The sequence below is a fragment of the Lysinibacillus sp. S1 genome, assembly GCF_044986265.1.
GTDB lineage: Bacteria > Bacillota > Bacilli > Bacillales_A > Planococcaceae > Lysinibacillus > Lysinibacillus capsici.
This window is the reverse complement of the sequence record NZ_CP173154.1, coordinates 4,365,512-4,379,804: the sequence shown is the minus strand read 5'-3', so window position 1 is coordinate 4,379,804 and position 14,293 is coordinate 4,365,512. Positions and strand designations below refer to the sequence as shown.

At 37.7% G+C, this 14,293-nt stretch carries 11 protein-coding genes; 5 read left to right on the top strand and 6 right to left on the bottom strand.

The features are described from left to right. Positions 1-21 precede the first annotated feature (21 nt). Both ACHZEU_RS21955 and ACHZEU_RS21950 read right to left on the bottom strand, forming a co-directional pair. Positions 22-915 carry a deoxyribonuclease IV gene (locus ACHZEU_RS21955; RefSeq protein WP_404803761.1) on the bottom strand — a complete coding sequence of 298 codons (894 nt, stop codon included), beginning with the start codon at positions 913-915 and terminating at the stop codon, positions 22-24. Positions 916-927: 12 nt separating this feature from the next. Further along, the gene (locus tag ACHZEU_RS21950) at positions 928-2,229 is read right to left on the bottom strand and encodes a DEAD/DEAH box helicase (RefSeq protein ID WP_404803760.1); all 1,302 of its coding nucleotides are present in this window, start codon (positions 2,227-2,229) and stop codon (positions 928-930) included. A gap of 293 nt (positions 2,230-2,522) precedes the next feature. On the opposite strand from ACHZEU_RS21950, the gene ACHZEU_RS21945 reads away from it, so the two are divergent. After that, the gene (locus ACHZEU_RS21945; protein ID WP_048392215.1) at positions 2,523-3,578 is read left to right on the top strand and encodes a 2,3-butanediol dehydrogenase; all 1,056 of its coding nucleotides are present in this window, start codon (positions 2,523-2,525) and stop codon (positions 3,576-3,578) included. A 50-nt stretch (positions 3,579-3,628) separates the two neighbouring features. Here the strand turns inward: ACHZEU_RS21945 and kdpC are convergent, their stop codons facing one another. Genes kdpC through kdpA form a run of 3 tightly spaced genes read right to left on the bottom strand, consistent with a single transcriptional unit; the run spans position 3,629 to position 8,058 of the window. Beyond that, on the bottom strand, positions 3,629-4,273 hold the full coding sequence (gene kdpC / locus ACHZEU_RS21940; protein WP_048392214.1) for a potassium-transporting ATPase subunit KdpC: 645 nt from the start codon (positions 4,271-4,273) through the stop codon (positions 3,629-3,631). Positions 4,274-4,284: 11 nt separating this feature from the next. Further along, a complete protein-coding gene (gene kdpB / locus ACHZEU_RS21935; protein ID WP_404803759.1) occupies positions 4,285-6,348 on the bottom strand; it encodes a potassium-transporting ATPase subunit KdpB in 2,064 nt (687 codons plus the stop codon). Positions 6,349-6,363: 15 nt separating this feature from the next. Further along, on the bottom strand, positions 6,364-8,058 hold the full coding sequence (gene kdpA, locus ACHZEU_RS21930; RefSeq protein ID WP_279495601.1) for a potassium-transporting ATPase subunit KdpA: 1,695 nt from the start codon (positions 8,056-8,058) through the stop codon (positions 6,364-6,366). A gap of 373 nt (positions 8,059-8,431) precedes the next feature. Here kdpA and ACHZEU_RS21925 point away from each other — a divergent pair, with 373 nt between their 5' ends. From ACHZEU_RS21925 to ACHZEU_RS21910, 4 genes are all read left to right on the top strand, one after another. Beyond that, positions 8,432-11,137 (top strand): sensor histidine kinase KdpD, encoded by a 2,706-nt coding sequence (locus ACHZEU_RS21925; RefSeq protein ID WP_279495602.1) that lies wholly within the window; start codon positions 8,432-8,434, stop codon positions 11,135-11,137. Further along, the gene (locus ACHZEU_RS21920; protein WP_004227221.1) at positions 11,130-11,837 is read left to right on the top strand and encodes a response regulator transcription factor; all 708 of its coding nucleotides are present in this window, start codon (positions 11,130-11,132) and stop codon (positions 11,835-11,837) included. The genes ACHZEU_RS21925 and ACHZEU_RS21920 overlap by 8 nt, the downstream gene beginning before the upstream one ends. A 161-nt stretch (positions 11,838-11,998) precedes the next feature. Beyond that, entirely contained in the window at positions 11,999-12,493 is a 495-nt protein-coding gene (gene vrrA / locus ACHZEU_RS21915) for a VrrA/YqfQ family protein (RefSeq protein WP_004227219.1), read from the top strand. A gap of 76 nt (positions 12,494-12,569) precedes the next feature. Next, positions 12,570-13,538, top strand: coding sequence for a 4-hydroxy-3-methylbut-2-enyl diphosphate reductase (locus ACHZEU_RS21910; protein ID WP_048392210.1), 969 nt, complete (start codon positions 12,570-12,572; stop codon positions 13,536-13,538). Between the two features lie 47 nt (positions 13,539-13,585). Here ACHZEU_RS21910 and ACHZEU_RS21905 read toward each other — a convergent pair whose 3' ends face one another. After that, the gene (locus ACHZEU_RS21905; protein ID WP_279495603.1) at positions 13,586-14,287 is read right to left on the bottom strand and encodes a response regulator; all 702 of its coding nucleotides are present in this window, start codon (positions 14,285-14,287) and stop codon (positions 13,586-13,588) included. Between the last annotated feature and the right edge of the window lie 6 nt (positions 14,288-14,293).

Genomic DNA, 14,293 nt, shown 5'->3' with positions numbered 1-14,293 from the left:
CCTGATTTCGGGTTATTTCTGTTAGCCTTTTAAAGCTTCAATATGCTCAGGTTTAAAAGTACCACTTCGTAACATATCGATTTCCACTTTATACGGAKCTACCTTAGATTTAGCGTCACTCTTGAGAGGGACAAAGGGTGTTTCTAAAATTTTAGGAACATCCATTAATTGTGGATRGTGTACTACATAGTTAAGGGCATCAAAGCCAATATGACCAAAGCCAATATTTTCGTGACGATCCTTACCTGCACCGCGCACATTTTTTGAGTCATTGATATGCAATACTTTAATGCGTTCCACGCCTATAATTTTATCAAATTCGTTTAATACACCATCAAAATCTTCCACGATATTATAGCCAGCATCATGTGTATGACAGGTATCAAAGCATATAGAAAGTCGCTCGTTATTCGTTACACCATCAATAATTTTAGCAAGTTCTTCAAAGGAACGTCCACATTCCGTCCCCTTCCCTGCCATGGTTTCTAATGCAATTTGAACGGGATAGTCCTGAGATAATACCTCATTCAAACCTTCAATAATTTTAGCAATACCGGCATCAGCACCAGCTCCTACATGKGCACCAGGGTGTAAAACAATTTGCGTTGCCTCCAGTGCAGCAGTACGTTCAATTTCCGATTGTAGAAAATCTACACCGAGACGGAATGTTTCTGGTTTTTCCGTATTGCCAATATTAATAATGTAAGGTGCATGTACAACAATATTGGTCATCCCATGCTCTTTCATATGCAGGAGTCCATTCATAATGTTTAAGTCAGCAATGGCTTTGCGACGTGTATTTTGCGGTGCTCCAGTATAAATCATAAATGTATTGGCTCCGTATGACAGTGCCTCTTTACTAGAGCCAAGTAGCATTTCTTTCCCGCTCATCGAAACATGTGAGCCAAGTAACATGTAAAAGCCCCCTTATTTTTTACCGCGTGCCTTTAAGCGACGTTCACGTTTTTTAATTTTTTCCATTTCCCACTTCATATTACGTTTATAGCCAGGTTTTACCTTTTTAGGCTTACGTACCAACGCTTTTGCTTTCACATCAATTTCATTCTCTTGCTTCACACGATTTTTACGGGCATGACGCTCTTTTAACTCTGACCATTCGCCATCTTTTACATCTTTTTGTACAAAAGGAATGCCCATTTTTTCTACGCGAACTACTGCATCCTCATCTGATGGCTCAAATAAAGTAATGGCTGTCCCTTTATTGCCTGCACGCGCTGTTCGACCAACGCGGTGAATAAAGAATTCTAAGTCTTCTGGAATCTCGTAGTTAATAACATGAGAAATGCCTTGGATATCAATACCACGAGCAGCTAAGTCAGTTGCTACAATGTATTGGTAGTCAAGATCACGGATTTGCTTCATCATTTTTTTACGATCACGTGGACTTAAATCACCGTGAATTTGGCCACAACGGATACCATGCTCATTTAAATAGCCAGCAACGTGTTCTGCTGTCTTACGTGTGTTGGTAAAGATAACAGCTAAAAAGGGATTAATGCCCTCAATGACTTCTAATAAACGTTTATTACGAGATTTTGAGCGCACTGGTACAAGTACAAAATCGATACCTTCTGCCACTGGTCGTTTATCATTCATATGGACATGCACTGGTGCTTCCATGTATTTCTTTAAAAACGGCTGAAGTTTTTCTGGTATTGTTGCAGAGAAAACATACATTTCAAGCTTTTCGGGCATCTGTGAAGCAAATCCATCAATCTCTTCAATGAAGCCCATATCAAAAGCTAGATCCGCTTCATCGACAACTAAAATTGGTGCTGTATGCACAAATAACGCTTGTGCTGAAACAAGGTCACGAATACATCCGGGTGTTCCAACAACAATTTGTGGCTGTGTTTTTAATTTATCAATGGAGCGTTGTTTGTCCGTACTCCCAATAAATAGTTTTGCTTGAATATCTGTTCCTTCTATTAATTGATTTAATGCATCAAAAATTTGCTGTGCTAACTCTCGTGTAGGAGAAGTAATAACGGCCTGTACTTCCTGTTTTTCTACATCAATACGTTGAACAATTGGAATTAAAAAACTATGTGTTTTCCCTGTTCCTGTATGTGCCTGTCCAATAGCACTTTTCCCTTTTAATAAAAGCGGAATAATTTCTTTTTGAATTGGTGTCGGTTCTGTAAAGCCAAGATTTGCAATGGCGTCCTGCAAAAATGGCTGAAGATTATAATCAGTATATTTTGACATCATTSRTTCCTCCTAACATCTTTTTCATTGTACCATTATTCGAACTTTAAGGTATATTTACGTACTATTTCTTACTAGCATAAACATATTTTTAATGTTTTATTATCACCGTAACAAAGCCCTTATCAAAGGTACTTGAAATACGCAGAATATGCAATCATAAAAGCGCTGTAACAATGTTCGAAAACGCTTGTAATATGTAATTTTTATGTCAAGTTATAGGGAACTAATAATTAGCAGATTCCCCACATGTTATGATAGAGCTGTAAGATATTATGGGAGGTTGGTAGATTATGAAAGCAGCAAGATGGTATAAAGCAAAAGACATCCGTGTAGAAAACATTGAAGAACCAGTCATCGCACCTGGAAAAGTAAAAATCAAAGTACATTGGACAGGGATTTGTGGCAGTGATTTACATGAATACGCAGCTGGGCCAATCTTTATTCCAGTGGAGCAACCTCACTATGTAAGTAAAGACATAGCACCTATTGTAATGGGACATGAATTTTCAGGTGAAGTAGTTGAAATTGGCGATGGTGTTACATCTGTTAAAATCGGTGATCCTGTAGTAGTAGAACCAATCCTTGCATGTGGCGAATGTGCTGCCTGTAAAAAAGGTAAATATAATATTTGTAAACATTTAGGTTTTCACGGTCTGTCAGGCGGTGGCGGTGGATTCTCCGAATATACAATGGTAGATGAAAAAATGGTTCACAAAATGCCAGAAGGGCTTTCTTATGAGCAAGGAGCACTTGTTGAACCAGCAGCAGTCGCTTTACATGCTGTGCGTCAAAGTAAATTAAAAGCCGGTGACAAAGCTGCCGTCTTTGGAACAGGACCAATCGGGCTACTTGTCATTGAAGCATTACGTGCAGCGGGCGCATCAGAAATCTATGCTGTAGAGCTTTCAGCAGAGCGTGCCGCAAAAGCTTTAGAACTTGGTGCAACAGCCGTCATTAATCCTAAAGAGGAAGATGCCGTTGCGCGTCTACATGAATTAACAAATGGTGGTGTAGATGTTGCCTTTGAAGTAACGGGCGTTCCTGTGGTATTACAACAAGCTATTGACTCAACAACTTTTGAAGGTGAAACAATCATCGTGTCGATTTGGGAGTCTACAGCTGCTATCCAACCGAACAATATCGTTCTATCAGAGCGAACAGTCAAAGGAATTATTGCCTACCGCGATATTTTCCCAGCCGTAATGGAGCTGATGACCCAAGGTTACTTCCCTGCAGACAAGCTTGTTACGAAACGAATTGCTCTTGATGAAGTGGTAACAGAAGGCTTTGAGGCATTAATGAAGGAACGTAATCATATTAAAATTCTTGTAAATTCTCAAGCATAAAATACGATCAGGTAGAGAATAAAGCATTTCTCTACCTGATTTTATAGTTATTATTCTTGTCTATTATCCATTTTTTTCATGATAGTTAAATTCGCCATTAGAACGTTCACTTTATTTTCTCCAAAGATTCCTAGTGTTCGTTTCTCCGTATTTTCTTCAATGATTTTTTCAATCTCTTCTTCTGAAAGACCGCTTGCTAGGGCAATGCGCTTCACTTGAATGTTTGCAGCCTTCACACTAATATGTGGATCCAGCCCTGAGCCAGAAGCTGTCATTAAATCTGCAGGTATATCTTGGCGTTTTACTGTTGGGTTTGCATGTAGAAACTTCTTGATATCTGCTTCAATTCGCTTCTTCAATTCTGGATTAGATGGTGCATAGTTAAAAGTTCCAGAAGTCACACCACTATAATTTAACTGACCATTTTTGTCTGGTACCGTATCATCCTCAGTATAAACATTATAATGAATGGCTGAAACACGTCCCCAGAAATATGATGGTGCTGAAAAGGATTGACCGATCAGTTCTGAACCAACAGCTTTACCATTGATTTCTAGTAAACTACCATTTGCTTGATGATGGAGTAATCCTTGAGCTAAAGCAGTCACCGCAAAAGGATAGATTAGCCCACACAGTATAAACATTGTTATTGTAATCAGAATTGCTTGCTTTAAGTTCATAAATAGTTTTCGCATGTACCTTCCTCCTATAGCCCTAAACTACGGCATAGTGGACCAACTAGTATGTCAATTAACTTAATCCCAATAAAAGGAGCTATAATACCACCTATACCATAGACTAATAAATTTTTATTCAAAAGTTTTGTAGCACTCATTGGTTTATACGTTACTCCCTTTATTGCAATTGGAATTAACAAGGGAATAATGACTGCATTAAAAATTAAGGCAGAAATAATCGCACTTGTTGAAGAATTAAGTTTCATTATGTTTAATGCGCTCATCTCAGGTACAGCCACCATCAACATAGCAGGTATGATGGCAAAATATTTTGCTATATCGTTAGCGATACTAAATGTTGTTAAAGCGCCACGTGTCATCAGAAGCTGCTTCCCTATCTCTACAATTTCAATAATTTTAGTTGGATTTGAATCTAAATCAACCATATTAGCTGCTTCTTTTGCTGCATTTGTACCTGAATTCATTGCAAGCCCAACATTGGCCTGCGCTAACGCTGGTGCATCATTTGTACCATCACCAGTCATTGCTACTACCTTCCCTTGTGCCTGTTCATCCTTAATGACTTGAATCTTGTCCTCAGGTTTGCTTTCTGCGATAAAGCTATCTACTCCAGCTTCCTTTGCAATGGCTGCTGCTGTAAGTGGATTATCTCCTGTACACATAATGGTTTTAATCCCCATTTCACGAAGCTGTTCAAAACGTTCCTTTAGTCCAGCCTTGACAATATCCTTTAGATAAATAACGCCTAAAATTTTATCATTCAGTGCTACGACCAGAGGCGTCCCCCCTACTGTAGATACTTGTTGAACCAGCAACTCTAGATTTGAAGGAATACTGTACCCTGCCTTCAAACTCTCTCTTTTTATCGTATCATAGGCACCTTTTCGAATTTTTGTGCCATCCACCCTATCCAAGCCACTCATTCGTGTTTGTGCAGTGAAGGGAATATGTTTACTTGTCTGGATAATGCTTTTTTCACCGTCCGTATTCACCCCTAATTCGCAAGCAAGCGATAAGATAGATTTTCCCTCAGGTGTATCATCTGTTAGAGAACTAAGCCATGCAGCTTGCATTAACTCTTCTCTGGCAACTCCTTTTACTGGTAGAAACTCAGCTGCCATTCGATTGCCATATGTTATCGTGCCAGTCTTATCTAAGATTAATGTATCCACATCTCCACAGGCTTCCACCGCTCTCCCAGACATTGCAATGACGTTAAATTGTGTTACCCTATCCATACCTGCAATACCAATTGCGGATAATAATCCACCAATCGTTGTAGGAATTAAACAAACTGTAAGTGCTATTAATGTTGCGATAGAAATTGGCACATTCAAATACATAGTCATTGGATAGAGGGACACTACCACTAACAGAAAGATAATTGTTAAACTTACTAGAAGTGTATTAAGGGCTATTTCATTTGGTGTTTTTTTACGGCTAGCCCCTTCAATTAGCGTAATCATTTTATCCAGAAATGATTCGCCAGGCAATGAAGTAATTTCAATCATCAACCAATCACTCGTAACCGTCGTACCACCCGTAACGGATGAAAAATCTCCACCTCGTTCTTTTACAACAGGGGCAGATTCACCTGTTATTGCCGATTCATCCACAGTAGCAATGCCATCAATGACTTCCCCATCATTTGGAATTACCTCTCCAGCTTGAACTAATACAATATCTCCTTTTTTTAGGTCATTGGCCTGTTTAAGGATTTCCGTACCATCATGAAGCAACACACGAGCCTGTGTCACTGTCTTTGTTTTTTTTAAAGTTTGAACTTGTGCTTTACCTCTTCCTTCTGCAATTGACTCTGCAAAATTAGCAAATAGAATTGTAACAAAAAGTAGGATAGCAACTATTCCATTGTATAATCGAGCATGTTCTTCTACTACACTCCCAAACATATTTGGAAAAAGAACTAATAGCACCACAAACAAAAATCCTACTTCTACAACAAACATAACAGGATTTTTTAGCATATAAGTGGGACTAAACTTTTTTAAAGCGTCTATCATTGCATTTTTCAGCATCTTACTTGTCAAAAAACTCTTTCTTACTGTTTCCATATGCTCACTCCTCCATTAAGAATAAAGTTGTAAATGCTCTGTAATTGGACCAAGTGCTAAAGCTGGTAAAAATGTTAGGGCACCAATCATTAAAACGATAGCCACTAGTAAAAAAGTAAAAGTAGTATTATCCGTTTTTAATGTTCCTATTGAATCACTGTGCCAAAATTTTTTGGCAAGTAGTGACGCAATCGCAAGTTGAATGATAATGGTTAAATATCGTCCAAAGAACATTGCAAGTCCTGTTGTCACGTTCCAAAATGTGGAATTATCTACTAACCCTTCGAACCCTGAGCCGTTGTTGGCAGAGGCTGAAGCAAATTCATATAAAACCTGTGATAATCCGTGAGCACCTGGATTCGTTATGCCTGCTATTCCTGTTGGTGTTACAACTGCTAGTGCTGAAAATAGCAAAATAATAGCCGGATGAATCAAAATGCATAGAGCAATTAATTTCATTTCTTTCTCTTCAATCTTTTTACCTAAAAACTGAGGAGATCGCCCAATCATTAAACAGGCAATAAAAATTGTTAGTAGAACATACATCATCATGTTCATCAGGCCGACCCCTTTACCACCAAACACAACATTTAGCATCATATTAAACATCGGTACTAGACCCCCAAGAGGCGTCAATGTATCGTGCATATTGTTAACAGATCCTGTTGTAAACGCAGTAGTGACAGTGGTAAATAATGCTGATTGTACTACTCCAAAACGCATTTCTTTTCCTTCCATGTTCCCTAGCTCCTGTGTTATACCGAGTTCACTTATAATTGGATTACCAGCCTTCTCTGCTATGTACACAGTCACTAATCCGAGTAGAAACAATATACTCATTGCTGCAAAAATAGCTAAACCTTGTTTTCCAAAAATAGTTTTCTTTTTTCTATAAGCAATCATCAAACTAAAGGCAACTACACAAGCGCCCGGCAATAGCATCATCGATAACATCTCCACTATATTTGAGAGAACGGTTGGATTTTCAAAAGGTGTTGTTGAATTGGCTCCGTTAAAGCCCCCACCATTCGTACCTATATGCTTAATCGATTCTAGAGAAGCAACAGGTCCAAGTGCAATATCTTGTAATTTTCCTTCGATCGTTTGTACTGTTTTATTTGCACTTAAGGTTTGTGGTGTCCCTTGAGATACTAAAATAATGGCAACAACGATGGAGATAGGCATTAAAATACGCGTAATAACACGAACAAAATCAATAAAGAAATTCCCAATAGTATCTGTTTTCGCAACAAGGCGACGACAGAACGCCATACAAGCTGCATAACCAGTAGCTGCAGATGTAAACATCATGAAGATAATGACTAGCATCTGTGATAAATAACTGAGTCCAGATTCACCGCTATAATGTTGAAGATTTGTATTGGTTATAAAAGAAATAATCGTGTTAAATGAAAGTGTAGCTTCCATATTGCTAATATTATTTGGATTTAAAAACAGGAATGATTGAATGCGCAACAAAAAATATCCAATAAAAACCATAATTGCATTTGAAAGTATTAATGAAAGTACATATTCTTTACCATTCATATCTACTTGTTTAATGCCACACAATTTATAAATTACTGCATCAACTTTGTCTAAAATAGGATCAAGCCATGTTTTTTGATGTAATGTTACCCGATATAGATAATGCCCAGTTAAGATAACGAGCGGTAAATAAATAATTAATACTATGGCTATTTGCCACATAGTGCATTACCTCCTAACAGCCTTTAATAATTTTCAGGACAAAGTAATGCATGCCCTAGATAACCAAACAAGAATACAAGTACAATCCCGATAAAAATCCACATTCCTATCTCCTCCTTATTGCTCATCCACTAGTTTGAAGCACCATGTAGTTAATGACAAAAGACTTGCGAAGCTTATCAGTAACAATACAACCATATAAAAGTCCATCAATAAAATACCCCTCCTTCATTTAGGTTGTTTTCATCTTACTGACTTTCAAATTAATGTAGTGTTAGGAAATCTACTTTTCTATTAAGAAAGCATAAAGAGGCAAAATCTTTATACTTTCTTAATGGGAGTTAACGCTATAATACAAATGAGGTGAACGAGGATGGAAAATACACGTCCAACTCCTGAGATGTTTTTAGCAAGACTTCAACAGGAGCAACAAATTTTAGGGAATTTAAAAATCTTTCTCGGTTATGCTGCTGGAGTAGGTAAAACTTACGCAATGTTAGATGCAGCACATCAAGCTCAAAAATTAGGTAAAGATGTGGTGGTTGGCTATGTAGAACCGCATCCTCGTCCAGATACGTTAGCTTTACTAGAAGGGCTTGAGCAAATTCCGACGAAAAAAATAACCTATAGAGGAAAAGCTTTTTATGAATTAGATATTGATGCCGTATTGCAGCGCAAGCCAGAAATTGTTCTTATCGATGAATTGGCACATTCCAATGTTCCAACAATGCGGCACAAGAAGCGTTTTGGAGATGTTGAAGAACTACTGTCAAAGGGGATTCATGTTTATACAACTGTAAATATTCAACATATTGAAAGCCTTCATGACTTAGTAGAAGAAATTACTGACATTAAAGTACGAGAGCGTATCCCTGATTACTTAATTGATCAAGCATCTCAAATAAAAGTTGTAGACATTGAACCAGATGAACTAATACAACGCCTACAAGAAGGTAAAGTTTATGCAAAACAACAAGCGGAAAAAGCACTGCATTCTTTTTTCCGTAAACAAAATTTAGTGTCATTACGAGAAATCGCATTACGTAGAGCAGCGGATACAATCAACTATAAACAAATAAACAACCATGAATCTGTCAAACACCCTGTACAAATTGAAGAACACCTACTAGTTGGTATCAGTAGCTCTCCTACAAATGCAAAAGTTATTAGAACCACTGCAAGACTTGCACAAGCATTACACGGTAAATTTACTGCTCTTTATGTGCAAAACCTGCAGGAGCAAGAAGGAAGTAGTGCAAATTCAGAACGATTACAACAACACATTAAACTTGTGGAACAGCTTGGCGGCCATGTCGTCATCGTTCAAGAAGACGACGTAGCAGCAGCCCTTGCTAATTATGCTCAAATTAGTGGGGTCACGAAACTTGTTATCGGACGAACAAGTATGAGGAAAAAATGGTGGCGACCAAGCACAAAAATAAGTGACCGCCTGAATGAATTTGTTCCGAACTTAGCCTTACACATAGTACCAGATCAAGAAAATGAACCATTTTATTTTCCTAGTATAAGTAATAAATTATCATTTGAATGGCTTGATTTGTTCAAAATGTTTATCGTATTTTGCTTCATATCAATTGTCGGCTTGTATCTATATTCAATTGGTATAAGCGAGTCAAACATCATTACAATTTACATTTTAGGGGTCCTCATCCTTGCTATTTGGTCAACTGGATCGATGATGAGTATTATTAACTCCATTATTGCTGTCTTACTTTTTAATTACTTTTTTACAGAGCCTCGATTTTCATTTGATGCTTATCATCGTGACTATCCAATGACATTTTTTATCATGTTTATCTCTGGCGTAATTACGAGTAGCTTAACAAAGAAGATAAAGGAGCAAACCATTATAGCCATTCGTAAATCTTATCGAATGGAGGTGCTCCTTGAAACAAATCGTAGGCTTCAACATGCTAAGTCTATTGAAGAAATAATAGTTGAAGGCATGTCTCAAATTGTTAAATTAGTAGAAAAGCCTGTACAATTTTTCGAAATAAATAACCAGGTAATTGAGAAATCATCTTTCTTTCGTACTGAAACAATGTCTAGTAGTGAAAATCAAAAAATAGCTGTACTTTTCGATAATCCAAATGAATGTGGTGTTGTTAGTTGGGTTACAAATAATAGGCATGTAGCAGGTGTATCTACAGACATCTTTCCTGAAGTGAACGCTTATTATATACCTGTTATTTCTAATGGAGATGTGAAGGGTGTTATAGGTATTGCCCTATCTAAAGTCTCCCCATTGCCTGCATTTGAGCGCAATATTTTGCACGCCATTATTAATGATTTTTCATTCGCTTTGGATAAATGGTATTTACAGAAACTTAATGAGGAAGTAGCGCGAGAAGCTGAAATGGAACAGATGCGAGCTAACCTTTTACGTGCAATCTCTCATGACCTTAGGACACCACTCACTGCTATCTCTGGAAATGCAGATATCTTACTCAACAATGCACCACTAATACCAGAGATTGAAAAAAATATATTGTATGAAGATATTTATAAAAATTCAAAATGGCTTGTACAAATGGTTGAAAATTTACTAGCTGTATCTAAGTTAGAGGATGGGCAATTTGCGTTAGAAATGCAAATTGAACTAGTAGAAGATATTATTCAAGAGGCACTGTCCCATGTTATTCCTCAAAACAATACACATAAAATATCTTATGAAATTAAACCTGAGTTTTTATTTGCTTTAATGGATGCTCGACTCATCATACAAGTTTTCATTAATATCATCGATAATGCATTGACTTACACCCCACCAGGTAGTGCCATTACGATCATAGTGAAAGAATCAGATGGATTCGTAAGTTTTAGTATTTCTGACAATGGGCCTGGAATCGATGACGCTTTAAAAAGTAGCTTGTTTGAGCCATTTACAACTGGAAAAGTACAACGCAGTGATAGTAGACGTGGTCTTGGTTTAGGCTTAGCACTCTGTCAAACAATTTTAAAATTACATGGTAGCAGCATAAACGTTTCAGATAATAAACCACAAGGAACGATTTTTAACTTTTCGCTGAAAAAAGGAGTAATGAAATTTGATGAGTAAAAGAATTCTAGTAGTTGAGGACGATGTAGCAATTGCCAATTTAATTAAAATGACATTAGCGACAAACCATTATGAATTCGACATTGCACGTGATGGTAATAGTGCCCTTCAAAAGGCTCTTACCATAAAACCTGACGTTTTTATTTTAGATTTAGGTCTACCAGACATAGATGGCGTAGAACTAATCACAAAAATTAGAAGTTGGAATCAAACACCAATTATCGTCGTAAGTGCTCGTGGAGAAGAACATGATAAAATTAATGCTTTGGATGCAGGTGCAGATGATTATGTAACAAAGCCATTTAGTGTGGAAGAATTATTAGCAAGAATTCGGGTTGCCTTAAGAAGAATGGCCTATGAACAACCACTTGAAAAAGAGAATCCCATTTTCACAAATGGTTATCTTCAAATTAATTATGTTGATCATACAGTATTTGTAAATGGAAAAGAAATACATGTGACGCCGATTGAATATAAGCTTTTAATTGTTTTATCCAAAAATGTTGGGAAAGTTCTAACACATAATTATATTTTAAAGGAAATCTGGCAAAATGCTCTTCAATCAGATGTTCCAAGTTTACGAGTTTTTATGGCTACACTTCGAAAAAAAATAGAAGTTAATCCAGCACAGCCCAAACTTATTCAGACACATGTACGGGTAGGCTACCGAATGCTTCGCTATCATGAAGAGGATGAATGAATATGGAGCCTAAGGTCTAGCTGTATTTGGACTTCTACTTTACAAACTCCATATTACATTTTGCTTTTATGTAGCTTTATTGAACCCTCCTATTAGCCTTTGCATATCATAGCTATAGTCAGGTATGTCATCAATGAAAAACAAGTAGAAAGGAGATCATTATGGTATTTCGACCACCTTATCCATACCCAATGTATCCGGGTGGCATGAGAATGCCCATGCCCATGCAAACACCTCCACAGATGTCGCCACAGTCCTTTTTCCCGCCTGGAGGCTTCCCTGTTCAACCACGAATTCCAGGCGGCTTTCCAATGGCTAATGGAATAGGTTCATTTGGAGGGCAAATGCCGATGCCACCTGTGCAAGAAGCTTCGAAAGTCGGTTCATTTTTACAGCAAGCCAACAGTTTATTTAATACAGCCAAAACCTATACCCCTTATATCCAACAAGCTATGCCGATGGTGAAAAATATTCCATCACTTTTAAAATTGTATAAAGGATTCCAAGGACTTCCTTCCGCTGGCGGTGGAGCAACAGAAGCAGCAGGAAGCGATAGTAAGGCTGCTGGAAGTAGACGGTCATCTAGGCAAAGTGCATCATTTACGCCTCCCGAGCCACTTCCATCTAAACCACGTATTTTCCAACCACCAATGTAAATGAACGTTTCTTTGTATTCACTGTCACTGTCCGTTATAATGTAGATAGGTAAGCTTGAAAGGAGTCACAACCACCATGCAAGTATTAAAAATTAATCCACGTGGCTATTGCTACGGTGTTGTGGATGCGATGGTGATCGCTCGTAACGCCGCACTTGATAAAACATTACCAAGACCTATCTACATCTTAGGGATGATTGTGCATAATAAACACGTCACAGATGCGTTTGAAGAGGATGGTATCATCACGTTAGATGGTGACAACCGCCTAGAAATTATTGAACAAGTTGAAACAGGTACTGTCATTTTTACAGCACATGGTGTTTCACCGGAAATTCGTGAGATTGCGAAGCGAAAAGGCTTAGTGTCCATTGATGCTACATGTCCTGATGTAACAGTTACCCACGATTTAATTCGTGAAAAATCAGCAGAAGGCTATGACATTATTTATATTGGTAAAAAAGGACATCCCGAACCAGAGGGTGCTATTGGCGTTGCCCCGGATCATGTCCACTTAGTACAGTCTTCTAACGATATTGATGCTTTACAATTAACGAATGATAAATTACTTGTCACAAATCAAACGACAATGAGCCAATGGGATGTCGCCCATTTAATGGATAGTTTAAAAGAAAAATTCCCACATATTGAGGTACACAAAGAGATCTGTTTAGCTACACAAGTACGTCAAGAGGCTGTTGCACAGCAAGCAGGTGAAGCGGATTTACTTATTGTTGTAGGTGATCCTAAATCCAATAACTCGAACCGCTTAACACAAGTTTCTGTAGAAATTGCAGGAACACCATCCTATCGAATTGCAGATGTTTCAGAGCTAAAAGTAGAATGGTTAAAAGGTATCAACATCGTTGCTGTAACAGCAGGTGCTTCTACGCCAACACCAATTGTAAAAGAGGTTATTAACTTCCTTGATCAATTTGATGAAAATGATCCATCTACACACGAGATTAAGCGTACAGTAACACTAGATAAAATTCTGCCAAAGATTAAGACACCAACACCTGTTGATAAAATCATGCCCTATTAGTTAATCACAAAAAATCCTGATTGTTATTATGACAATCAGGATTTTCTTTATTTACTAAAGTAATAGTTTATAGGACGACCAATGCCACCATAATGGACATCCATTGTGATTTCCTCTTGTTTTTCAAGGTAATCTAAATATCTTCTAGCTGTTACGCGGGCAATGCCAATTCCACTGGCTACTTCTTCCGCTGAGGCACCATCCACCGATTGTAAAAAGTGCACAACCTTTTCAAGTGTTGTACGATTAAAACCTTTTGGGAGATTTTTTTCGGATTTCAATGTAACAGATTGATCCAACATAGTTTGTCCATCACGATAATGAAATAACTGATCTAATTCTCCCTGTGTGAGCTCTCGTTCTGTTTGAGTTTGCTTGTTAAAGCGTAAATAATTGTCAAGTGTCCCTTTAACACGTTCAAAAGAAAAAGGCTTCATAATATAATCAAAAACACCTAGATGCAGTATCTGTTTCACTGTCTCCATATCATTTGCGGCCGTCACGGTAATAACATCTACTGGTAAATCGAGCTCACGTATTCTGCGTAAGCTTGTAATACCATCTTGCTCTGGCATAAAAATATCCATAAAAACTAAATCAGGCTTCAGTTGACAAATTTGCGTAATGCCTTCTAACCCATTAGGTGCCTGTCCAACCACTTGAAAATGCTCTACCTTTTCAATAAATTGACGATTTACCTCTCGTACCATTGGATCATCCTCAATTAATAATACTCTAATCTGTGCCACTGCTAG